The organism is Acetobacter syzygii, from assembly GCF_000964225.1.
Lineage (GTDB): Bacteria > Pseudomonadota > Alphaproteobacteria > Acetobacterales > Acetobacteraceae > Acetobacter > Acetobacter syzygii.
Window position 1 is genome coordinate 13,534 of the sequence record NZ_BAMZ01000004.1, and the last position, 23,695, is coordinate 37,228.

General features: G+C 47.5%; 18 protein-coding genes. 10 read left to right on the top strand and 8 right to left on the bottom strand.

Annotated features, from left to right (window positions below):
• Positions 1–36: 36 nt before the first annotated feature.
• On the bottom strand, positions 37–1,206 hold the full coding sequence (gene hisC / locus Absy_RS01035; RefSeq protein WP_245614650.1) for a histidinol-phosphate transaminase: 1,170 nt from the start codon (positions 1,204–1,206) through the stop codon (positions 37–39).
• 269 nt (positions 1,207–1,475) lie between these two features.
• On the opposite strand from hisC, the gene Absy_RS01040 reads away from it, so the two are divergent.
• The 7 genes from Absy_RS01040 to Absy_RS01070 all read left to right on the top strand — a co-directional run bounded on the left by Absy_RS01040 (position 1,476) and on the right by Absy_RS01070 (position 10,981).
• Entirely contained in the window at positions 1,476–2,294 is an 819-nt protein-coding gene (locus Absy_RS01040; RefSeq protein ID WP_048852903.1) for a phytanoyl-CoA dioxygenase family protein, read from the top strand.
• 25 nt (positions 2,295–2,319) lie between these two features.
• Positions 2,320–3,210, top strand: coding sequence for a substrate-binding periplasmic protein (locus tag Absy_RS01045; RefSeq protein WP_084596778.1), 891 nt, complete (start codon positions 2,320–2,322; stop codon positions 3,208–3,210).
• 5 nt (positions 3,211–3,215) lie between these two features.
• Complete coding sequence (locus Absy_RS01050; RefSeq protein ID WP_048852885.1) at positions 3,216–3,932, top strand: amino acid ABC transporter permease; 717 nt, start codon at positions 3,216–3,218, stop codon at positions 3,930–3,932.
• Positions 3,929–4,711 (top strand): amino acid ABC transporter ATP-binding protein, encoded by a 783-nt coding sequence (locus Absy_RS01055; RefSeq protein WP_048852886.1) that lies wholly within the window; start codon positions 3,929–3,931, stop codon positions 4,709–4,711. Before Absy_RS01050 ends, Absy_RS01055 begins: the two co-directional genes overlap by 4 nt.
• Positions 4,712–4,814: 103 nt before the next feature.
• Positions 4,815–6,221: a purine-cytosine permease family protein gene (locus tag Absy_RS01060; RefSeq protein WP_048852887.1), complete on the top strand. Its 1,407-nt coding sequence runs from the start codon at positions 4,815–4,817 to the stop codon at positions 6,219–6,221.
• Positions 6,222–6,724: 503 nt separating this feature from the next.
• Positions 6,725–9,139 (top strand): TonB-dependent receptor, encoded by a 2,415-nt coding sequence (locus tag Absy_RS01065; protein ID WP_052945671.1) that lies wholly within the window; start codon positions 6,725–6,727, stop codon positions 9,137–9,139.
• 48 nt (positions 9,140–9,187) lie between these two features.
• Positions 9,188–10,981, top strand: coding sequence for a dihydroxy-acid dehydratase (locus tag Absy_RS01070; protein WP_245614651.1), 1,794 nt, complete (start codon positions 9,188–9,190; stop codon positions 10,979–10,981).
• A gap of 19 nt (positions 10,982–11,000) precedes the next feature.
• Here the strand turns inward: Absy_RS01070 and Absy_RS01075 are convergent, their stop codons facing one another.
• From Absy_RS01075 to Absy_RS01095, 5 genes are all read right to left on the bottom strand, one after another.
• On the bottom strand, positions 11,001–12,149 hold the full coding sequence (locus Absy_RS01075; protein WP_306414349.1) for an alpha-hydroxy acid oxidase: 1,149 nt from the start codon (positions 12,147–12,149) through the stop codon (positions 11,001–11,003).
• Positions 12,150–12,196: 47 nt separating this feature from the next.
• On the bottom strand, positions 12,197–13,756 hold the full coding sequence (gene hutH / locus Absy_RS01080) for a histidine ammonia-lyase (RefSeq protein WP_048852889.1): 1,560 nt from the start codon (positions 13,754–13,756) through the stop codon (positions 12,197–12,199).
• A 5-nt stretch (positions 13,757–13,761) separates the two neighbouring features.
• A complete protein-coding gene (gene hutU / locus Absy_RS01085; protein WP_048852890.1) occupies positions 13,762–15,459 on the bottom strand; it encodes a urocanate hydratase in 1,698 nt (565 codons plus the stop codon).
• 98 nt (positions 15,460–15,557) lie between these two features.
• Positions 15,558–16,352 (bottom strand): N-formylglutamate deformylase, encoded by a 795-nt coding sequence (gene hutG, locus Absy_RS01090; protein ID WP_048852891.1) that lies wholly within the window; start codon positions 16,350–16,352, stop codon positions 15,558–15,560.
• Between the two features lie 28 nt (positions 16,353–16,380).
• Positions 16,381–17,754, bottom strand: a complete 1,374-nt coding sequence (locus Absy_RS01095) for a formimidoylglutamate deiminase (protein ID WP_048852892.1) — start codon at positions 17,752–17,754, stop codon at positions 16,381–16,383.
• 153 nt (positions 17,755–17,907) lie between these two features.
• On the opposite strand from Absy_RS01095, the gene hutI reads away from it, so the two are divergent.
• Both hutI and hutC read left to right on the top strand, forming a co-directional pair.
• Positions 17,908–19,137, top strand: a complete 1,230-nt coding sequence (gene hutI, locus Absy_RS01100) for an imidazolonepropionase (RefSeq protein ID WP_048852893.1) — start codon at positions 17,908–17,910, stop codon at positions 19,135–19,137.
• Positions 19,138–19,238: 101 nt separating this feature from the next.
• Complete coding sequence (gene hutC / locus Absy_RS01105; RefSeq protein WP_048852894.1) at positions 19,239–19,964, top strand: histidine utilization repressor; 726 nt, start codon at positions 19,239–19,241, stop codon at positions 19,962–19,964.
• Between the two features lie 20 nt (positions 19,965–19,984).
• Here hutC and Absy_RS12960 read toward each other — a convergent pair whose 3' ends face one another.
• Both Absy_RS12960 and Absy_RS01115 read right to left on the bottom strand, forming a co-directional pair.
• On the bottom strand, positions 19,985–20,068 hold the full coding sequence (locus Absy_RS12960) for an acyl-CoA dehydrogenase family protein (RefSeq protein WP_456303453.1): 84 nt from the start codon (positions 20,066–20,068) through the stop codon (positions 19,985–19,987).
• 450 nt (positions 20,069–20,518) lie between these two features.
• Positions 20,519–22,120, bottom strand: a complete 1,602-nt coding sequence (locus Absy_RS01115) for a B12-binding domain-containing radical SAM protein (protein ID WP_048852895.1) — start codon at positions 22,118–22,120, stop codon at positions 20,519–20,521.
• 638 nt (positions 22,121–22,758) lie between these two features.
• Here Absy_RS01115 and Absy_RS01120 point away from each other — a divergent pair.
• Positions 22,759–23,469: a hypothetical protein gene (locus Absy_RS01120; protein ID WP_048852897.1), complete on the top strand. Its 711-nt coding sequence runs from the start codon at positions 22,759–22,761 to the stop codon at positions 23,467–23,469.
• Positions 23,470–23,695 lie beyond the last annotated feature (226 nt).

Sequence of the window (23,695 nt, forward strand, 5' to 3'; positions counted from 1 at the left end):
TCACTTTCCTGACCAGAAAACGATCAACCAGCAGGATTATAGAACAAGATCAGCCAAGGCATTCATGACTATGTTATTCTCTTCAGGCAGACCAATACTTATTCTAATCCAATTTTCAAAACCTGCTTCCTTCCAGGGTTTTATGATAATGCCCTGCTCCAACAACGCTACAGCCAGTTTATCTGCCTTCATGGAAGTGCGAACAAAAACAAAATTTGTCCATGTCGGCGCAACAAATAGACCTTTTGTTATCAGAAACTGCACCACCCGTTCCCGTTCCGCAACAGTTTTGCGAACACAATCTTTCATATACGCAACATCGGCCAAAGCTGCGCACGCAGCGACCTGTGCTGGCATATTGGTGTTAAACGGGTCGCGCACGGTATCCAAAGCAGCAGAAATTTCGCCAGAAGACGTGAGTGCATACCCAATGCGTAAAGCTGCAAGGCCATATGCTTTTGAGAAAGTTCGCAAAATTATCCATGGCCGCTCCTGCTTTTCCAGAATAATGCGGGCATCGGGATACTCTGGGTCTTGTTCTGCGTATTCACGGTAAGCTTCATCCACCACAATCAACGCATCAGGTGGACAAGAAGCAATAAGTTCTTGCAGTTCGTCCCCTTTCATCATGCAGCCAACGGGATTGGATGGGTTAGCAAACATGAGGATTTTGGTCGGACTCTGTACTGCCTGCTGCAGTGCAGCGCAGTCAAATGTAGCTTGCTCCGTAATTGGCACGGCATCAACCACGGCTCCCATCATACGTGGGCAAATCTCATGCAGACCAAAAGCCGGCTTTACCGTAACAACCCGATCTTGGGGGGAAAGATAAGCCTCCGCAATCATGCGTATAATCTGCTCAGAGCCGTTACCAACAAGAGTGCGGTCCAGCTCGATACCACAAATCTTTGCTATATCCGAGCGCAACGTCATGGCAGCAGCATCAGGATAACGACCAAGGCGGCTTGCAAGATTATCCCACACAGCTTTTACCTGTGTAGATGGCCCATATGGATTTTCATTACTGCCGAGTTTGACAATATTTTTGAGACTGTACCGCCTCTGGACCTCATCTTCTGACAGGCCTGCATTATAGCGCGGCAACCCGGAGACTTCTGGCCGACATAATGGCTGCCGAGCCAATCTAGAAAGAGCCACAGTGTCTGACATCGTGATGAACCCCCTGCCTAACGCGGTAGTTATCATTAATGTATAGACATATTATAGCTGTAAAGAGAAAAAATCAGCCAAGCATAGGATGCAATAGTTTATTTTTGCACTCAAAGTCGCAGAAATGGCAGAAAACCGGGAAAATGTTTCGTTTTCAGAACGTCAATAAAAAAGTCTTAATAGGACTGAAAAGACTAAATTTACGCCGCAGATGTTTATGAAACACGAACAAGCACGTTTTTGCTTGACCGTGTGTGTACATACAACATATGGTTTTGATATCGGAACGTAAGGAAAAAATGCTTATGGCACTTCCTATCTCCCCATTCACACTGGATGAAACAGCAGTCAAAGCGTTTCAAACAGAAGGTGTAACCATTGTAAGAGGTGCGTTTACTGACTGGATAAAACCTCTGCGCACTGGTCTGGCTGCCACTATGGCCGCCCCCAGTCCTTTGGAGCGCTCTTACCGCCCAGAAGGGTCTGCTCCTTTTTTTCAAGATCTTTGCAACTGGCAACGCATTCCCCAGTTTCGGGATTTTGTAGAAAACTCTCCCGCTGCACAGGTTGCCGCACAACTCATGGAATCGCATGAAGTCCGCTTTTTCCATGACCATGAACTCGTAAAAGAACCTGGCACAACATTGGTTACACCATGGCATCAGGATAGCCCTTATTATTGTGTAACTGGTGATAAAACGTTGAGTTTATGGATTCCTCTCGATCCAGTTGACAAAGCCCATTGTCTGGAATGTGTAGCTGGTTCCCACTTATGGGGAGTAACACACCGTCCTCGAAGGTTTGATGGCTCTCGTCTTTATGAAAATGACACAATGCCCGAAATGCCGGACATTGATGCAAACCGCGCCGCCTATACCATTCGGAGTTGGGACTTAACGCCGGGCGATGCCATTGCCTTTGACTTCCGCATGATTCATGGCGCACCTGCCACGACCGGGAATACTCAAAGTCGTCGTGTTTTTTCTGCCCGATGGGTGGGGGATAATGCCCGCTTTGCTAACCGCGGAGGCAAAGGCTCTCCTCCATTTCCACATGTTTCCCTGCAAGATGGAGACTTGTTGGATGGTCCAGATTTTCCTTTGATTTACAAATCTGCTTCCTGATTGAGATTAGAGGAGAAGAACTGGCATGAAAAACTATTCTCTTTTTTTGTCCCGTGTTCTTCTTCTGGCTGGCAGTGTGGCCTTCCCTCATATCTGGCATACCTTTGCACAGGCGGAGTGTCTGGACGACATTCGTAAGGCCGGTGTACTGACAGCAGGCAATGCTTTATTGGGGGCCCGCCCCTCTCTATGGCAGGAACAAGACGGCACTTACCGCGGAATTGACGCTGATCTTTTACAAGAAATAACAAAGCGCCTTGGAATTCCACGCTGGCAATTTATTATTACAGAATGGACCACTCTGATTCCAGGCTTAAAGGTCGGACGATGGGATATTGTCCTTTCTGATCAAACCATAACTGAAGAACGCATGTTTTATGGGCATATTACTTACTCCCACCCATATTTCTTGCTTTATGATCGTATTATTGTTCTCGGTAACTCCCCATTTCATACTGTAGCGGATCTTAAAAATGCAACGCTAGGGTCTGTTCTGGGGACGACAGATTCTCTTATGGCACATTCGTTGGTTGATAAAGGATTGGCCGCAAAGGTAAGTGATTTTAATACCTTCGGTGACCCTTTTGTCGCTCTAAGAAATGGGCAGATTGATGCCATTGTTGTCGACCAGGCAACATTAAAGGCTCAAAAAGAACATTTTGTAGATCTTCGCACATTAGGCCCCCCCATTTTTTACGATGCCAAACCTGCGTGGAAAGAGGCGCAAGCCAAAGCTTCCTACAAGCTCGGTAGCGAAGGCATTGTAGTACGCGCCAACTGTCCCCGCCTTTTGCACGAAATTAACCGCGCCATGGATAGCATGAAGCAAGACGGAACCATTCGTACGATTTTAAAACGTTACAACGTGTGGGAAGAGCTTGAAGATAATCTCACACAGAATGAACAGGCGGAGTAGGATAAATGTCTGTTTTCTGGTCTGAATTACAAGAATATTTCCCGTTTTTGTTAATGGGCGCAAAAGTTACTCTTGAGCTTTCCTTTATTAGCATGGCGGGAGGAATGGTGCTGGGCTTTTTGGCTGCTATTGGCCGCCTTTCAGAAAACCGCCTCATACGCTGGCCGCTGGAGGCCTATGTAGAAATATGGCGCGACACCCCTCTTATTGTACAACTTTTGCTAATATATTTTTCATTGCCGGAATTTGGCATTGTTCTTTCCGGTTTCTGGGCTGGTGTTCTGGGACTGACTTTAAACTTGTCGGCCTATCTTTCTGAAGTGTACCGGGCTGCTATTATCGCGGTTGATCCGGGGCAAAAAGCAGCCGCGATCTCGTTAGGTATGTCTCCTTTTCAGGTTTATCGCCGGCTTATAGTGCCACAGGCTTTTGTGGCCTGTCTTCCAACACAAGGTGGATACTTTATTGCCCTGCTTAAGGATTGCTCTCTTGTATCATTTATTTCAGTCAATGAACTCCTGCGTCATGCAACCATTGTGATTTCCAATACATTTGACAGCATGAACACATACCTGATGGTTGCCGTAATTTATTTCTGCATGAGTTTTACCAGTGCGCGCTGTGTTGGATGGCTGGAACGAACCTTAACTCCGGCACGCAGGAAAAAAGTAGTTATAAAACCAATCATGTCAGAATTGGCGGAAGAGGATAAGACCTTATGACCCAAGCTTCTGCCCCCGTGCTACACCTTGAGCAGGTCTATAAATCTTATGGAGAAACTGCCGTTTTGCGCGGCGTTGATCTCAAGGTTTTTCAAGGCGATGCAGTTTTTCTGATCGGTCCCAGTGGAGGCGGCAAATCCACTCTTTTACGGTGTATCAATTTTCTTGAGTATCCTGATGCCGGTACTATTACTGCTCTGGGCGAAAAGCTTTGCAATCAAAACCGAACACATTTCGAAATCGCTTCAGAAAAAACATTACGACATGCACGTGCCCGTATGCCCATGGTATTCCAACAGTTCAACCTGTTCTCTCACCAAACCGTGCTGGAAAACGTGATTGAAGGACTCATCACGGTTAAAAAAATTCCTAAACGGGAAGCCATAATACTGGCACGCACCGCGCTTGATCGTGTTCATATGCTTCAGAAGCAAAATCATTATCCTGACCAACTTTCTGGTGGGCAAAAACAACGCGTTGCCATAGCGCGGGCACTGGCCATGGATCCGCCTGTGATTTTGTTTGATGAACCAACAAGCGCTCTTGATCCTGAACTCGTTAGTGGCGTGCAAACCATCATACAGGACCTCTCCTCACAAGGACTAACTTTGCTGGTCGTTACCCATGACCCCGCTTTTGTTCAATCAACAGCGCATACAGTTTGTTTTTGTGGTGATGGTTACATTCTGGAAAGTGGAACAGTGAATGAAATTTATGGCAATCCACGTACGGAACGGGTGCGTAAATTCATTCAATCTTCTGGTGCACACTTAACCTGATCGTTTTCTTTTTATTGCAATAAAGAAACATGTTATCATTCTTGTAACTACTCTTACGTATATAGCGACACACTCAGACGCATCCGGCATCCAGGACTCAAGCATGACTTTACACCCTACTGATGCACACGCCCCTGCCAGTGCTGCAGTCATTGAACAGCGCACGATTTACCCCATCCCTCATTCCGAGCGCATGGGGCATCCGCGAGACCTGTTTTCTGTATGGTTTGGCACAAACACTACTATTCTGACCGTTATTACGGGAGCATTGGCATCCGCAATGTTCCATCTTCCTCTTATGACAGGATGTTTGGCCCTGTTGCTAGGGAATTTGGTTGGGGGAGTTTTTATGGCTCTCCACGCGGCACAAGGGCCGCGTCTTGGTGTCCCCCAAATGGTACAGACATGTGGGCAGTTTGGATCAATGGGTGCAGTCCCCATGATTCTGCTGGTTGTATTTATCTATATCGGATTTTCAGCCTCGAACCTTGTTGTAGGAGGAGAGGGATTTCATTTAGCACTGCCATGGTTAGGTTATACAGGCGGTGTTCTTGCTGTTACGGCACTCTCGGCTTTTCCAGCATTCTGGGGCTATAGAACGATCCATACCATTACCAAGCTCATATCCTTAGGATGTGGTATCGCCATTATATGGGCACTGGTGTGTATTCTTGGTAATGCTGAGGCCTATACTCTTCTTGGGAGTTTTGGCCACACGACATTGCCTGGCTTTATGGGGGCGGTTTCGGTAGCTGCACTTTGGCAACTTGCTTATGCACCATACGTTTCCGACTATTCGCGTTATCTGCCTAACAGCAAGCAAGGTGCCAAACATGCATTCCATGCCACCTATTGGGGGTCTGCTTTAGGCACGCTTTTGCCCATGTTCCTCGGGACCATACTTGGCATTATAACCCCCCGAAGCAGCGAAATTCTGCCAACGCTTATGCACTACCTTGGTGGAGCCGGTCCTCTTATTATGACCATGCTTGTTATTGGCATTACTGTTGCCAATGGTATGAGTATTTATTGTGGCAGTCTGTCGTCCCTCATGCTGTTGCAGATGGTTTATCCTAAGCACCATTTTGGCGTAAGAACACGCATAGGCGTTACAGCAAGCCTCATGCTTTTTGTGTTGCTCCTGACCATGCTCATGACTCACGATTTTATGGAAACCTACACTGAATTCCTGAATCTTCTTATGATTATCATGATCCCATGGACCTCGATTAATCTGATTGATTATTATCTTATACAACATGGCTCTTACGATGTTGCGTCTTTTTTCAGGCCAGATGGTGGCCGTTACGGTCGCTATAATGTTCCAGCTCTTATATGTTATGCCCTAGGAGTTGCTGTTCAAATTCCTTTTGTATCCAATCACCTTTATACTGGACCAATTGCTCAACTCTTGGGACATGCAGATATCTCGTGGGCAATTGGGTTGGTCCTCACATCACTCATTTATCTGTTTATGACAAAAAAATCTCGCACGACTATTTCATCGTAAAATCTACAAAAATACGGGGATAATATGCCTGCAAGATGGCTAATATCCCCGTATTCATATTGACCATTCGTGATGAAGAATTTTACGCGTCCCTTCCTCGAAGCATGCGCTGGCTAATTTCTGACCGTATCCAAAGAATGCTGCTTACGTAACAACCAAGATAGCCGGCAGAATACCGTAATCATCGTGTCGGTTCTGAGCTTGGTTACTGCACCAAACACCATAATTTGATTACTCACTATGCTTGGCATTATCACGGCACAGCATAATTGAGTTTATGCCCAGTCTTCTGGTCATATTTATAAAAAATTCTCTAAAAACCACACTCAAAAAATATTTCGATTCCGTTTTAAAATTCTATTGACCTAACTCGTATGGACAACCTAGGGTTCTTGCATATCTTGGATCGATCATGAAACGAATCATGCGGCTAAGACGACGAAACATCCTGTCTATATCTATTTTTATCCTGCGCCTCTAGCAGCCCGGTGGAGTTCAGACGCATGAGACCCAGCACCTTTTCTCTGACCAGACTTTTACTCTTCTCCTCCATGTTTATCTCTGTTGGCAGCGCAAATGCTCTTGCAGCCACACCCAAGAAGGCAGATGTTCCTGCCAAAGTCGTTGCAAAACGGAAAGCTACTTCTGCAACATCCAATGCAAGCTATCTGAGCTCCACCTCGGAACAGTTTGAAGTTACATCCAAGCATGTGCCTCATGGTGCGGTTGTAACCATTGGACAAAAACTTCTGTCCCAAGCGCCGGCAGGGACTAACCCGCTCAAAACTCTGGCGCAATTGCCTGGCATTATGTTCCAGTCTGCCGAACCACAAGGTATTGATATTTGGTCTAATCAAGTATTCATGCACGGTTTTCAGCAGCAGCAAATTGGTATGACTCTGGATGGTATGCCACTAGGTGAACAGACTGTACGAAACTATAATGGTCTCAATACCATTCAGGCCATTTCATCAGAAAACGTGTCACGCATTGTTGTATCGCAGTCTGCTGGGGCAGAATCTGTTGCTGCGACCAACAACCTTGGTGGCTCTTTTGATTATGTTTCACGCGATCCATCCCACAAACTCGGTGGTACAATCAATCAGGGGTTTGGCAGTTATGGCAACTTCCATACCTTTGTACGCGGCGATAGCGGTGACCTGAATAGCTCTGGAACGCGCTTTTATGCCTCCTATATGCGTCAAGACGGGCAAATATGGAAAGGTACGGGTGACCAGTTCATGCAACAGGTTAACGCCAAATTTCTACAACCCATTGGGGAAAGCAGCAGCATTTCTGCTTTTTTTGACTGGGCAGATCTACATCAGTTTTCCACAGCCGATGCCTCTCCAGAAGTCCTGAATAATGTCGGGTATAATGTTGCCAACTATTACAATGGCAAACAAAGTGGCCTCCAACAGGCGATCAATGCGGCAAATGGCCAATACCCCTCCAGCTTTAGCAAACTGCAGGACCCAGCTGACTCTGCTTACTACGATGCTGTGCTGAACACGGTCGATACTTTTGGTGGTATTAAGGCACATATGCAGATCACCAATAATCTGACGTGGGATACAACTGCTTACGGTCATGGCGAAAGCAACCAAACTACCTGGACAACTCCTTACTACCCCTCCCCTAATGGTTCCCCTCTTTCCGAACTGGTCAAGGAACCGTCTATCCGCCGGTTTGGTATTATTTCACAAGCACATTACAATATTGCGCATAACGATATCAGCGGTGGCGTGTGGTATGAAAACAACCATTACCAGTCCCCCATGTATGCCTATTCAATGCCAAATATTGTTAATGGCCAGTTAACATCAGCACTCCCTGATCCACTGGGGCATTGGTCTGACCCGTTCGCAAAAATCTATAATCAAACCTACAATACCAATACTTTTACGGCGTTTGTGCAGGACACTTACCGGGTTTTACCAAACCTGGCGCTGCATTTCGGCTTCAAGTCCGTTCTGGCTACGACCAATGTGGGGAACGGTTATATCAATGATGACTACTATGGCTCAGGTGCCAACATTACCAGCGGCGTTGGACTAACAACGTCCAAACCATTCCTGCCGCATATCAGCGCTGACTGGCACTTCCTCAAGCATCATGAACTGTTTTTTGATATTTCCGAAAACGTCCATACTTACGCTCAATCTGGCTACAAGCTTTCCGCGTCTCCGTTTGCAATCTCTCAGACCGCGTTTGACGCTGGACGCAACTCTTTCCGCCCCGAAACGGACTGGACCTATGCCGCAGGCTACCGCTACAGCAGCCAGATCGTTGGCGCGTCTGTTTACGCCTATCGCACCAACTTCAACAACCGTTTGCAGCAGGTTACATCGGGTTCCGCTGTCAATCCCATTTCCACCGTATCTAATGTTGGTGGTGTCACAATGAATGGTGTGGACGCTGCAATTACCATTATGCCAATCAAAAACTTGGCATTCACAAATAGCGTCAGCTACAATCACGCTACTTATGACGACAATCTAGTAGAAGCCGGTGTATCCTACCACACACGTGGCAAACAGATTATCAACTATCCCCGTTTTATGTACAAAACACGCCTATCGTATGACTGGAAAGGACTGACAGCTTACGTAGATGCAAGCTACACAGGCAAGCGCAACTACAGCTATGTTGGAGATGTTAAAGTCCCAGCTTACTGGATGACCAACCTTGGCATACAGTACAACCTTGCCAAGCTGCCATACTTCCAAAAATCCGTTGGTTTTGTTAAAGACATGACACTCAACCTAAGTGTTACTAATATCCAGAACAACCGTTACATCGCCACCATGGGCGAAAACGGAAATCCGCTCAGCATTTCCAGAGGAGCTATGGATTTCCAGTCCATGTTGGTGGGAGCACCGCGTATGTTCTTTGGGTCGATCAGCACCAACTTCTGATCTATTCTAACTCCTGAATATGAACAAAAGCCTGTCACAATTAAATTTGTGGCAGGCTTTTTATTAGGCACAGCCGCTCATACTTTGCCGCACAACGACTTCATGACGTTCAGTGCACATCCGGCTGAAAAGGATAAGCATATGTCCAACGCTCCCTCTCTTCACAAACATAAATCGCATATCGTCACCGATGGTATTATGCGCGTTGAACAGCGTGCCTTTTTGCGGGCCACTGGCTTAGGAGACGAAGATATGGCAAAATCTTTTGTCGGGATTGTCAGCACCGCTGGGGAAAATACTCCTTGTTCCATGTCATTAATCCCACAGGCCGACAGCGCCCGCCTGGGAGTGGCTGAGGGCGGCGGCGTCCCGGTAAGCTTTACAACAATCTCCGTCTCGGATGGTACAACCATGGGTCATGCAGGCATGTGCATGAGCCTACCATCACGCGAGTTGATAGCCGATAGTGTGGAAATGTCAGCACGTGCACATGCTTATGATGGGCTGGTCAGCTTTGCCGGGTGCGATAAAACACTCCCTGCGATGATGATGGCAATGGTACGCCTTAACTTGCCATCCATTTTTGTTTTTGGCGGTGCCATGCTACCCGGCTATTCCGCGCATGGCACGGAACGAACAGTTCTTAATGCTGTGGAGGGGATCGGTCAGTATCAAAGTGGACAGATTACCCTAAGCGAGCTGAGTGACATTGAACGCACCTGCGCTGTGACTGTCGGCGCTTGTCCTGGCCAGTTTTCAGCCAGCACAATGGCAATGGTGGCAGAAACACTAGGGCTATCGTTTTTGGGGTCATCAAGCATCCCCGCAGTGTACAGCGAACGCATGGTTATCGGGCGTAAGGCGGGCAAGAGAGTCATGCAGATTATAAATGATGGTGGCCCTTTGCCGCGAAGCCTGATCACACGCGAGAGTCTGGAAAACGCCTGCACTGCGGTCGCTGCCACAGGAGGCTCGACCAATTCTGTATTACATATTCCAGCCATTGCGCATGAAGCTGGTATTCCATTTAATTTTGATGATATGGCGCATATTTTTCAACGTACACCTCTTATCGCCAATCTTTCTCCCGGCGGGCAATTTTTAATCAAAGATTTAAACCAGATAGGGGGTGTGCCCGTCATCCTCAACGCATTGCTGCAAGGAGGATATCTGCACGGCAATACGCCAACCATTACAGGTTGTTCACTGGCTGAGGAACTCGCACACCACGCAGGTCCTGATGGCAAAATTGTTCGTTCATGCTCTAACCCTTTGGCAACGACGGGTGGATTGGTCATGCTTAAGGGTAATCTTTGCCCTGATGGAGCATGGATAAAAACAGCAGGTTTAAAATCCCTTTATTTTGAAGGAAAAGCACAGGTTTTTGAAAATGAAGAAGACTGCGCACAGGCTGTTGCAACACAAAACTATACACCTGGAAGTGTACTGATTATTCGCAACGAAGGGCCAAAAGGTGGTCCGGGAATGCGTGAAATGCTAGCTGTTACCGCCGCCATTTATGGGCAGGGGATGGGTGAGCAGGTCGCATTGCTGACTGATGGTCGCTTTTCCGGGGCAACACGCGGAATGTGCATTGGCTACGCTAGTCCGGAAGCTGCACAGGGTGGCACTATAGCGTTGGTACGAAATGGAGACATCATTCGTATTAACGTGAAGGCTGGCACTATAGAACTGATTGTTCCCGAAAAGGAGCTACATAATCGAAAAAAAACCTACGTTGCACCTAAAGTCCCATCCATCAATGGTGTTCTGGAAAAATACGTTAAGCTCGTCGGCCCAACTCATTTAGGCGCAGTTACGCATATTGGAGGTTTTGCCTAACGCCACATTTTGCAGGCACTTAACACCTACGCAGCATGGTAGTGCCTGCAGCATGTAGTTTTTCTATACTGGTTATCCCAGCTAGCGCCATAATATCACGAATTTCACCTTGTAGGCCGCCAATCATCTCAATCAGAACTGCTTCTCCCCCCGCGGCCAGTGCCCACGCCAAGGGACGCCCCAACCCAACCAAAGAACTTCCCTGAGCCAACGCACATACTACATCTGCTCCACGCCTTATGCCACTATCCATAACAACTGAGCCAGAAGGTCCAATGGATGCGACAATATCTGGCAGCACGTCCAGCGTAGCCGGAGCGGGGTCAAGCTGACGACCACCATGATTGGAAACCATAACGGAATCTGCTCCTACCGCCACACATTGCACAGCATCATCGGGATGCATAACGCCTTTGACAACCAATTTGCCCCCCCACTGTGCACGCAACCATTCCAGATCCTTCCATGTCAGACTAGGATCAATTTGGGAGGCAGCAGTTTTGGCTTGCTCCAATAATGTTCTACCCATTCCGTACGGCTGCAAGTTCCCCAAAACTGGCATACCATGGCGCATCATGCCAAGGCTCCAGCGCCATGCCTGCGCAAACGAGACCAATTGCCCTAAAGACGGATGAGTCAGCCGCCTGAAACCATTTTTTTCGTCCCGCGGCCTTAACGGCGTTATCGGCGTATCCACTGTCAGAACAAGAGTGCTTACTCCACATTGGCGTGCACGATTGATCATATCGCGCGTGATCTCACGATCACGGAAAACATAAATCTGAGCGAGAACATGAGCCCCCTCAACGGCGCATATATCCTCAAGGGCAGTAATGGAAAATGTTGAAACACAAAAGGGAATTTTTGTTTTAGCTGAAGCACGTGCCGCCATAAAATCGGCTCCATAACGCATCATGCCTAAAAACCCTACTGGTGCAAGCATGAAAGGTGCTGCGCACTCATAGTCCAGCCATTGCGTTGATATGGAAACCTGAGAAACATTACGCAGGCAGCGAGGCATTATAGCCCATTTTTTAAATGCATTTCTATTGGCTAGCACAGTCACTTCATCATGTGCGCCTCCTGCCACATAATCCCTAAACAGGCGCGGCAGCATGTGTTCTGCTGTTTGTTGCAAGCAATCCAACCCGACAAACACCATAAGCATACTTTCTATAAAATACCCCCGAACTGGTCAGTTCGGGGGCCCATTCATTAATCCAGTAACGCTCCACATTCTGGCAATGGCACCAATGCTTTTACACGCTCTACCATAACAGCTTTGGCAATAAGTGCTCGCATAGCTTCGATATCGGGAGTGAATAGTCTGTCTTGTGCAAAGAACGTAATTTCCTCACGAACAGCATCTTTTGCTACACTCAGAGGGCGAGACGTTTTGAGCGGAGCCAAAAAGTCCAACCCCTGCACTGCTGCCAGACATTCAATGGCAATAATGGTGCAGACATTCTCCACAATGTCTTCCAGACGTCTGGCCGCAAAGGTCGCCATGCTCACATGATCTTCCTGATTGGCTGATGTTGGAAGACTGTCCACACTGGCTGGGTGCGCCAGAGTCTTGTTTTCCGATGCTAATGCTGCCGCAGTAACCTGGGCAATCATAAAACCAGAATTCAAGCCGCTATCCTGCACCAAAAAGGGAGGGAGCCCACTCATCTGTGCATCCATCAACATTGCCAGGCGCCGCTCGGAAATAGCCCCAATTTCGGACAGGGCAATAGCAATGGTATCCGCTGCAATAGCCACAGGTTCCGCATGAAAGTTGCCACCCGAGATCATTTCATCCGTATCGGCAAAATGAATGGGGTTGTCAGACACAGCATTTGCTTCCGTTACCAATGTTACGGTCGCATTACGCAATGTATCCAAGCAAGCTCCCATAACCTGAGGTTGGCAGCGCAGGCAGTAAGGGTCCTGCACACGTTCATCCCCTTCCCTATGAGAATCACGGATTGGGGATGCTTCAAGCAGACTACGATAAACAGCAGCTGTTTCCATTTGCCCACGCTGGCCACGAAGTGCATGCAAACGTGGATCAAATGGTGCATCGGTGCCGCGCGCAGCATCCAGTGTTAAGCCGCCCGCAACAAGAGCAGCCTGAAAAACACGTTCAGCTTTAAATAGGCCTGACAACGCCAGCGCGGTAGAAGCCTGTGTGCCATTCAGCAGCGCCAGACCTTCCTTCGGTCCCAGCACAATAGGTGCCAAACCGGCAGCTTTAAGTGCTTCAGCGCCTGTCAGTTTTTCACCCTTATAAAACGCATGGCCTTCGCCAATAAGCACAGCACTCATATGAGCCAGAGGAGCCAGATCGCCCGAAGCACCAACGGAACCTTTTTCTGGAATAACCGGCACAACTCCGCGGTTGAGCATGGCAAGCAGAAAGGTCACAACCTCTTTGCGCACACCGGAAAAACCCCTGGCCAGCCCATTAGCTTTGAGCAGCAGAATCAGCCGCACAACAGCCTCGCTCATGGGAGCACCAATTCCTGCTGCATGACTAAGCACCAGATTACGCTGAAGATCCTTGAGTTTGTCATCAGGGATACGCGTTTTAGCAAGCTTGCCAAATCCCGTATTCACCCCATAAACAGGCTCCCCACGAGCAACAATTCGCTCAACTGAAAGTGCAGCCTTATGCAGAACCTCCTCTGCTTCTGCTGCCAGCTCCACTTTTGTGGACGGTGAGAAAAAGAAAGAGCGAATTTCGGCATAAGTTAATTTACCAGGATGAAGAGTAAAGGCTGTAGCAGTCATATTCTTTAAGCTCCACGCGTAATCATTGGCAGATCAAGGGATTTTTCGTGGGCACACGCCACAGCAATGTCATACCCGGCATCAGCATGACGCATCACACCCGTAGCAGGGTCGTTCCACAAAACGCGCTCCAGCCTGCGGGCTGCCTCGGGTGTGCCGTCAGCGACAATGACCATGCCCGAATGCTGCGAGAAGCCCATACCAACACCGCCGCCGTGATGCAGAGATACCCATGTTGCACCAGATGCTGTGTTTAACAGGGCATTCAGCAACGGCCAGTCAGAAACAGTGTCACTTCCATCCCGCATGGCTTCGGTTTCGCGGTTTGGACTGGCTACAGATCCACTGTCGAGATGATCACGACCAATAACAATTGGTCCCTTTAGTTCACCGTTAGCGACCATTTCGTTAAAGGCCATGCCCAGACGATGACGATCCCCCAAACCTACCCAGCAAATACGGGAAGGCAGGCCCTGAAATTGAATTTTCTCACGCGCCATATCCATCCAGTTGTGTAAATGAACATCATCTGGCAGCAGTTCTTTGACCTTTTGGTCAGTCTTGTAGATATCTTCCGGATCACCCGACAACGCGGCCCAGCGGAATGGTCCAATACCACGACAGAACAGTGGGCGAATATAAGCAGGCACAAAGCCGGGAAAGGCAAAAGCATCCTCCAGCCCTTCTTCAAAAGCCATCTGGCGGATATTATTACCATAATCGAACGTGGGAATACCCATACGATGGAAGGCCACCATAGCTTCCACATGATCGCGCATGGACTGGCGGGCTGCTTTTTCCACCACTGCTGGGTCCGTCAGACGTTTATGCTCTGCCTCTTCCAACGTCCAGCCCTTGGGCAGATAACCATTGCGCGGGTCATGAGCTGATGTCTGGTCCGTAACGGCATCTGGGCGAATACCGCGTCGAACGAGTTCAGGGAACACTTCTGCGGCATTCCCCAAAAGCCCAACAGAAATTGCCTCTCCCTTTGCACAGGCAGCGTTAATAAGGTCCAGAGCTTCGTCCAGTGTATCAACACGACGGTCCAGATAACCTGTGTCCAAACGTTTCTGAATCCGGCTTGGTTCACACTCCACTGCCAGCATAGAAGCCCCGGCCATAACAGCAGCAAGCGGTTGCGCCCCACTCATGCCCCCCAGACCGCCTGTCAGGATCCAGCGGCCTTTAAGGTTACCGCCGTAATACTGACGCCCCATTTCCACAAAGGTTTCGTAAGTGCCCTGAACAATTCCTTGCGAACCAATGTAGATCCACGAACCGGCCGTCATCTGCCCATACATCATCAGGCCCATACGATCGAGTTCGTTAAATTTATCCCAGTTTGCCCAATGCGGCACAATATTGGAATTGGCGATCAACACACGGGGAGCATCTGTATGTGTCCGAAAGACACCAACAGGCTTACCTGATTGTACAAGTAGGGTCTGATCATCTTCCAGAGTTTTAAGACTACGCACAATCTGGTCATAACACTCCCAGTTGCGTGCAGCACGCCCAATACCACCATAGACAACCAGTTCAGATGGACGTTCTGCCACTTCTGGGTCCAGGTTATTCATCAGCATCCGCAAAGCAGCTTCTGTCTGCCAGCTTTTAGCTGATTTTTCCGGCCCGGTTGGAGACCGAATTACGCGATCATTAGCAAGACGATTATTGGAAACTGCGGATGCGTCACTCATTTTCAGTCCCTTGTCAGTACTTGTATATACGTTCATTTAGGCGCTGAACATTTTCATTGTCAATTAGCAATATTCTAAAAAACTCATCTATTTTCGGCTTATGCTCTAAAAGCCAAGGCACACTGCAAAAACTGCGTTAAAGCCTGCTTTAAAAGTTCCACTTTGGAAGAATTCAAAAGCCATGGCTTCTCTTCGCTTTCAAGGTAGGTTGTTTGTGCAAGTTCAAGCTGCACAGCATGAACTTGCTGATCCGGCCGTCCATAATGGCGAGTCGTATAACCACCTTTAAAACGCCCATCCAGCACGTGCGTGTAATGCGGTAATGTGCTTGCGTGCGCAACCAACGCCTGAGCCAGATCCGGCGCACAGGCAGCCCCCATATTGGTACCAAAGTTCAGGTCTGGCAAAACCCCTTCAAACAAACGGGGTATTTTTGAAGCAATGGAGTGCCCATCCCACAAAACTGCCCATCCCCATTTGGTTTTTAACCGTGTTAGTTCCTGCTCGATTTGTGCGTGATAAGGTTGCCAGAACACACGCGTTCTCTCCGCGACTTCCTGTTCATCAGGGATATGACCGTCCTGATAAATGGGTAAACCAGAAAAAGTCAGGTGGGGCACAAGCCCCGTGCTTGGGCGTCCAGGGTATAGAACACCATCATCAGCACCACGATTGAGATCAACCACATAACGCGAGTAATTGGCGCGCAAAACACCAATTCCTAAACCCTGTGCAACATCATATAATGTTTCCATATACCAGTCTGTGTCCGGCAGAGTTGCCCCATGCTCGGTCATGCGTTCTTTAAATCCTTGAGGTAAAAGCTGCCCTGCATGAGGCAACGTAACAAGAACCGGCGCATCACCGGGTGTAAAGGTATAAACAGCTTCCATCCGCTTCACCCTTCCTGCTTTCTAGTGGCTAATTTTCAGAAAAAATTGTGCGTATAACTTTACGAAACTGTTGCGTTAGAGAGTCCTGCTGTAAGTGCCGGCCATCCCTGACACGCCAAGCTCCTGCACACATCACATGCTTGACTGGCAGTGCTGAAACAGAAAATAGAGCAGCGTCTAACAATGCATCACCTTCCAGATCAGGAAGAGGTAGATGCTCTAAGTCCAGCACACACAGATCTGCACGTGCACCTTCAACCAGCCCCCATTGTGCCAGACCGCAAGACTGAGCACCACCAGCAAGAGCCTGCTGATAAAGCCATCTCCCTGTGGACCCCAGTTCATTCTGCGGCAACGCCACGCAGCGACTTTGTTCTGACAAACGCAACCCATATTCCAAAAGACGTAGCTCTTCTGCCGGACTGATCAGCACATTACTATCGGATCCAATGCCAAAACGGCCTTTTTGCGCCACGTAAGAAACAAGCGGGAAGAAGCCATCTCCCAAATTAGCTTCCGTAATCGGGCAGAGCCCTGCAACAGCCTGACTTTGTGCAAGCTGAGTAACTTCCGAAGGTGCCAGATGCGTTGCATGAACCAGACACCACCAGGCATTAACTTCCACATGATCAAACAGATAATTCACTGGCCGCTGCCCTGTTGCAGCAAGGCATTGTTCAACTTCCCCGATCTGTTCCGCTATGTGAATATGCACAGGCATTTCCACAGCGCCACTCTGCGTCAACTGTTTGACATCCGCCATATCCACAGCCCGTAAGGAATGCAGCCCTAATCCAGTGGAAATCAAGATATTCTGCTTAGTTTGCGTCTGCACAGCTTGTAGAATATCAACAATCTGCTCAGGTTTTGTTGCAAAACGTTTCTGCTCATCCAGTAATGGACGCCCACCAAACCCAGAATACATATAAAGTGTGGGTAGAACTGTAACACCAATACCTGAAGTTTTGGCCGCTGATGCAATGCGCAAAGCCATTTCAGCTGGGTTTTCGTAAACATTACCCTTTTTATCATGATGAAGATAATGAAACTCCGCAACCTGCGTATAACCGGCACGAAGCATTTCCATGTATAAAAATGCGGCAATGACTTCCATTTGCTCTGGCGTTATGTGGCCTGCCAACCGATACATAAGGTTGCGCCAAGTCCAGAATGTGTCCGAAGGTGTTTGCCTGCGCTCTGCCATTCCAGCCATCCCACGCTGAAAAGCGTGAGAATGTAAACTGATCTGGGGTGGCAGAGCGACACTCACTCTTTCCGCTCCCGCCGAAGGCTGGGTGTTAGGCCGAACGGAAGAAAAAGTGCCATCCTTCCCCACAACCAACGACACATTCTTATGCCATCCATCTGAGAGAAAAGCCTGATCCACAAAAAGCTCGGTCATGCAGCTCTATCCATATCTGCTTTTATTGCACCCAACTCCCGGCTGCACCGCTAACAGCAGAGTCTTGCCGTTGTTATTTTGGAATCATAACGGATTTGACTTATTTGTATATACCTTTGTATGTTAGGTCATACATAGAGAAAGCAGGAAGCCATGTGGGATACACTCTGGACGGACGTTCATCTGGCTACTATGGCCCCCTCGCGTATTACTCAGGATGACCCATATGGCTGCATAAAAAATGCTGCCATTGCAGCGCAAGATGGAAAAATTGTATGGATTGGTGCAGCCAAAGATCTTCCAAATTCACCTGAAAATCTTGCCAGAAATGTCTATTATATGAGCCATCAATGGGCTACTCCGGGGCTCATTGATGCTCATACCCACCTTGTCTATGCAGGCGACCGCAGCAATGAGTTTGCTCGACGTTTAGAGGGTGTAAGCTACCAGCAGATCGCGCGCGAGGGTGGCGGTATTAATGCCACAGTCAGCGCAACACGCGCTGCGTCAGAAGAAACATTGCTCGAATTGGCTATAAAACGCGCCAAACGTATGATTGCTGGAGGCACAACGACTATTGAAGTCAAATCTGGTTATGGCTTAACATTGCAGGATGAATTAAAACTTCTGCGTGTTGGCCGTGCTCTGGAAAAACATCTACCCATACGTGTTCATACAACATTTTTAGGCGCACATGCCCTGCCTCCAGAATATTCAGGCCGTCAGGATTGTTATGTAACAGACCTGATCGAAAATATGCTCCCCCGCATAGCTGAAGAGCAACTGGCAGATAGTGTTGATGCTTTTTGTGAAAGTATTGCTTTTTCTACCCAAGAAGTAGAACGTATTTTTGAAGCTGCCACCAAGTTAAATCTGCCGGTGCGTATCCATGCAGATCAGATGTCAGACAGTAATGGCTGCGCGCTAGCTGCAAGCTTTAAAGCTCTCTCGGCTGACCATGTGGAATATGCAAATGAGACCGGCATAAAAGACATGGCTACTGCTGGCACAATTGCTATGCTCCTCCCTGGTGCTTTTTATTTTATCCGTGAAACCAAACTCCCCCCGATAGATTTATTCAGGAAATACAAGGTGCCTATGGGCCTTGCCACCGATTGCAACCCCGGCACCTCCCCTGTACTGGATATGACAACTATCATGAACATGGCCTGCACTCTTATGCGCCTAACCCCTGCAGAAGCATTGCATGGCGCAACATCTATCGGTGCTCATGCCCTTAACATGCAAAGCAGAATTGGATTGCTGTGCGAAGGCTATTCGGCAGATATTGCTTTCTGGCCTGTGTCCGGTCCTCATGAACTTTCTTACTGGATTGGAGGCGTTACACCATCAGCTCGGGTATTTAAGGGCGAAACCGATTAAAACTCTCTTCAAAGGACATTGTAACACCTTTCATCTATACAAGATAAGAAAAGGCCCATAATTTAACAACACACCTAGACCGCCCAAAGGACCAGTCCAAGATGCAAACCACCACTGCGGCCCGCCCCCAACTGCGCTATGAACAGGTCAAACATTATATTATTGATCATATTAACCGAGGGGAATGGAACGTAGGGGAGCGGCTTCCTTCTGAGAGTGAACTGGTAGACACTCTTGGCGTGTCACGAATGACAGTGCATCGGGCATTACGGGAACTCATGGCCGAAGGGCTGGTTACGCGTGCACAAGGTGTTGGAACTTTTGTAGCTAAACCTGTGCCACGGGCTACCCTTCTCGAACTTCATGACATCGCTGATGACATTATAGCTGCGGGCCATATACACACCCAAAAACTCGTCACACTGGAAGCCATAAGAGCGGATGTTGATCTAGCCATGGCATTTGATCAGCGCCCTGGTGCCAAGCTTTTCCATTCTGTTATTGTGCACTTTGAGGACGATATTCCACTTCAGGTTGAAGAACGCTACGTTTCCCCACACTTTGTCCCAGATTATCTGGAACAGGATTTTACCAATCTACATCCTCATCGCCTGCTATCGCACATTTCCCGGCCTGATGAAATGGAACACGTTATTTTTGCCATTACACCGGACGAACAACTCCAGCAGCTTTTGGAATTGGATGAACCCACCACGGCCTGCCTTCAACTAGTGCGCCGTACGTGGGTTCAGGGGAAAACCGTTATGAAAGGTATTTTCACCTACCCCGGCAATCGTTACAGTTTAGGTGGACGCTATCAAATTTGAAGAAGGTCGAACAATGTTCTCTATCCAGCCATCAAACGTCCAATAACTGTTCGTTGAATTTCAGATGAACCTTCATAAATGCGCATAATCCGAGCATCTCGCACAAACCGCTCCAGCGGTAGCTCCCGTGTGTGACCATAGCCACCGTGTCATTGCAGTGCGCGATCAGTAACAAAACCTAACCATTTCACTCACAAAAAGCTTTGCTATGGATGCAGCCATTGTGAAAGGCTGCTGGCATGTTTTCAAATGAGCAGCTTGTAAGCTTAGTCCACACGCAGCTACTAAATTTTCAACCTGCCGGCTATGAGAACGACCTATCTTTGGCCTTTTTTATCAAGAGGACCAAAGGTTTCCATCCACGCTTCACCCGATAACCATGTCATGAGTACAAAGAAATTTACAGTTGTTTATTCCAGAAAATTTCTCATAAACATTTTGATAAAAAGCACTATAATCATAAAAACTTCTCAATCTCAAAATTAGAAAAAATCTTCCTATTGTCACTTCAGATCTGTGTTTAAATACGGATCTGAAGAACAGAAGATTATCCCTCAGGCAGACTGAAGTAATTCCTTGGTAGAATTCTGCTGTAGAAGCGGTCTCTGCCAGTGCCCCTGATCGAGTTTAATGATTTCCCGGTCAATCTCTTCGACGACCTGCCGCGCAAAAGGACCGAGGTGCAAATAGAGTGCGCTGGGCATAACCACATATGGTAAGGCTTTTGGATTGTGCAGAGCGCAGTCCAAAAGCATCCGCCAGAACTGTAATGCCGAGCCGGGACCCGCCCTGTGAATACGAAAAAGCAACCGGAAGAAGCTACGAAGATCTCCCTTGATCATCTGATGGGCGCGCTTGCGTTTGAGCATACGCCCTAACCTGCGCACCCGACCGAAATAGGCGGTCGGCTCATAGATTGTTCCAAGGACTGTCCGATAATCATCCAGCACATTCCGGCGTGGACGACTGGTCTCGAAATTCAGGCCAGCTGTGCACTGGTCGCCCGATTGTGTTTGTCCGTCATCCACAAAGAGACGCCCTTCCGCTAGCAGCCGACGTGTCAACTGTGTTGTCGGCAGGGCGTAAAGCAGGCCCACCATGCAAACTGGAATCGACGTGTCTTCGATACACTCGATCATGCCCGAAGCAACGCTACCTTGCTCGCTGTCAAAGCCTACAATGAAGCCAGCATTCACAAAAATTCCCGCATTATGGATGATCTCAATACTTTGTTGCAGACTGCGGCGGGTATTCTGCTTTTTCTGCGTCATGACCAGCGTGTCAGTATCTGGGCTTTCAATTCCTATGAACACAGCAAAAAAATTGCTCTCGGCAAGATCCGATAGCAATTCGGCATCATCAGCAAGGTTGATCGACGCTTCAGTCGAAAACTCGAACGGAAAGCGCTTCTCATTTTGCCACCGCTTAAGGTCTGGCAGGAATTTTCTGAGCGCTTTTTTGTTGCCAATCAGGTTGTCATCAACAAAATCGACATGCCCGCGATAACCAAGGGCATAAAGCGCATCCAGTTCCGCCATGACCTGTTCGGTCGTTTTGGTACGCGGCACACGGCCATACAGCTCGATAATGTCACAGAATTCGCAACTGAACGGACATCCGCGTGAGAATTGAATCCCAACGTGCAGATACTGGTTAAGCTTCAGCAAATCAAAACGCGGTAATGGGCTTTTTGTAACGTCTGCCTTGCCCATGGGCGCTTCAAACTCTCCCTCTCTGGCGCCGCTTCGCCACGCCGAGATGAAGTCGACCATAATCTCTTCAGCTTCCCCAAGGACCTGAAAATTTGCAGCTTTATAGACAGATGGACTGGATGTAACATCCGGTCCACCAACCACTACAGGCTTCCCTTTGGCTCGGCATGTTTCAATGATATGCAAGGCATCGTTTCTCTGCGGAAGCATTCCCCCGGTCATCACCATATCGGCCCACGCGAGGTCTTCTTCCGTCAGAAGTTCCGTGTTGCGATTAATCAATCTGACATCCCAGCTATCGGGAAGCATGGCTGCCACGGTAATGAGGCCAAGAGGAGCCGCTGGGTAGCGTGCCCCCGTCAGTTCACAAGCTTCTTTATAGTTCCAGAACGAACCTGAGTTAAAAAGCGGGAAGATCATAAGGATCTTGCAGCTGTCGGTCATCAAGGATGAAGTCCTCCGATAAAACAGCTGATTGCGATCAAAGCCAGAAAATGTCTGCTTTTTCGAAAGCACGCCGGACCACGTCATGGCCTAAGTCAGTTTTAGGGAAAAATTGCTCAAGAGACACCTTGATTCTTACTGACGTCTGGCAAGGAGGCTCTGCAAGGCAATATCCGGACGAAGATTGTCGTATACCTTTGGTGAACGGAAATAACCTTATAAACGTAATGTTCCAAGATAGCGATAGCGCTGCATCAATTAGCATCATTATACTAAACAGCTGAAGTCGGCTCCGGACCTCGCTATAGAAAGACCAAACTCCGTTGTCCGCTATTCGCATCATAATTTTGCGGCTTATATATTTTGAATAAGGGCATACTCCGCTTATCTGCCTTCACGCTCCTTGATCGAACAGGTAGTTTGAGGAGGTAAATGGACTGGCGGACTTGGGTTTAATTTCGTGACAAGAAATTAAACATATTAAATCTTAAAATTCATCACATATTTTTGAACAAAATATACCACAATGTCAATCTACCAATACAATTCAAATCTCTATATAATTTTTCTTATCTATTTTATATTAAGGGCAATTCATTCGCATCATGAATACATTCAATATTTACAGACCGACACAGATGATAAAGGATGAAGAAAGTCAGGAGTATATCTGTGCCAAAGAACAGGAAAAAAGCTTATGGGAGACAAAGTCCATTTGTATTCCTCCCAAAGACACCAACCTGCGAAAAGTATGTGTTTCATCAAAATCTTTGCAGGTCGTTATAATTAAGGATGGTGAAGAAATCGTACATAGCGATACCTATTGCATGGACAAAAAGGGGTCCAGGCAAGGTAAACTCATGCATGGTTGCCCCAAAATAACAAAAGCCATCACTGATCCAACTAAAAAATATACAGTCGAGTTTCGAACACCCGAAACGAAAGATATTACGACATGGCTTGAAAGCAATTTTTCTCCAGAACGGAAAGCACTAGGAGCAGTCTTCCGAGATGTGTATGATTATCTGGAAGCCAGTAAGGCAGAAATCACACGGATATCGAAATCTGTTTCTGAAGATTTGCAAACAACAAAAACAGTATTCGGAAAAATTCAGGAATCTGAAAAACAGGCATCACAGGATCGGAAGATTGCATCAAAAGAAAAGAAAGTTGGTTTTTTAGTCGGTATTTCTGGTTTTCTTTTAGGATCACTCATGGACTTTGGTCTTTTGAAAGACCTTAATATATTTTCAATTACAAAATCTGAGGCTGAACTAGGGCTAAGCAGTGCCGTCATCATTCTTTTGGTTGCTGGTTTTCTAATGGTCTTCAGAAAAAACAAGTCATAAATATCTTCTGAATATAAAAATGAGCCCTATCAAAGTCTTCCCATACATACAAAAAATAACATAGGATTTTTATTTTTTTGTATCCTTGCAATTATTATCGTGCAAAACAAAAAAAACTCTGGATTATGAAAGTTTATACATTATAATATACATGAAACCTAGGAGAATTTTCTTCTTCATAAGTTGCCGAGTTTTAGTCATTACCCAACATCCCTTATTCCCAGTT

What these genes read in the sequence shown, in the direction of transcription:
- hisC (WP_245614650.1), bottom strand. Translation starts at nt 1,206, where the DNA reads ATGATAACTACCGCGTTAGGCAGGGGGTTCATCACGATGTCAGACACT.
- Absy_RS01040 (WP_048852903.1), top strand. Translation starts at nt 1,476, where the DNA reads ATGGCACTTCCTATCTCCCCATTCACACTGGATGAAACAGCAGTCAAA.
- Absy_RS01045 (WP_084596778.1), top strand. Translation starts at nt 2,320, where the DNA reads ATGAAAAACTATTCTCTTTTTTTGTCCCGTGTTCTTCTTCTGGCTGGC.
- Absy_RS01050 (WP_048852885.1), top strand. Translation starts at nt 3,216, where the DNA reads ATGTCTGTTTTCTGGTCTGAATTACAAGAATATTTCCCGTTTTTGTTA.
- Absy_RS01055 (WP_048852886.1), top strand. Translation starts at nt 3,929, where the DNA reads ATGACCCAAGCTTCTGCCCCCGTGCTACACCTTGAGCAGGTCTATAAA.
- Absy_RS01060 (WP_048852887.1), top strand. Translation starts at nt 4,815, where the DNA reads ATGACTTTACACCCTACTGATGCACACGCCCCTGCCAGTGCTGCAGTC.
- Absy_RS01065 (WP_052945671.1), top strand. Translation starts at nt 6,725, where the DNA reads ATGAGACCCAGCACCTTTTCTCTGACCAGACTTTTACTCTTCTCCTCC.
- Absy_RS01075 (WP_306414349.1), bottom strand. Translation starts at nt 12,149, where the DNA reads ATGCTTATGGTGTTTGTCGGGTTGGATTGCTTGCAACAAACAGCAGAA.
- hutH (WP_048852889.1), bottom strand. Translation starts at nt 13,756, where the DNA reads ATGACTGCTACAGCCTTTACTCTTCATCCTGGTAAATTAACTTATGCC.
- hutU (WP_048852890.1), bottom strand. Translation starts at nt 15,459, where the DNA reads ATGAGTGACGCATCCGCAGTTTCCAATAATCGTCTTGCTAATGATCGC.
- hutG (WP_048852891.1), bottom strand. Translation starts at nt 16,352, where the DNA reads ATGGAAGCTGTTTATACCTTTACACCCGGTGATGCGCCGGTTCTTGTT.
- Absy_RS01095 (WP_048852892.1), bottom strand. Translation starts at nt 17,754, where the DNA reads ATGACCGAGCTTTTTGTGGATCAGGCTTTTCTCTCAGATGGATGGCAT.
- hutI (WP_048852893.1), top strand. Translation starts at nt 17,908, where the DNA reads ATGTGGGATACACTCTGGACGGACGTTCATCTGGCTACTATGGCCCCC.
- hutC (WP_048852894.1), top strand. Translation starts at nt 19,239, where the DNA reads ATGCAAACCACCACTGCGGCCCGCCCCCAACTGCGCTATGAACAGGTC.
- Absy_RS01115 (WP_048852895.1), bottom strand. Translation starts at nt 22,120, where the DNA reads ATGACCGACAGCTGCAAGATCCTTATGATCTTCCCGCTTTTTAACTCA.
- Absy_RS01120 (WP_048852897.1), top strand. Translation starts at nt 22,759, where the DNA reads ATGATAAAGGATGAAGAAAGTCAGGAGTATATCTGTGCCAAAGAACAG.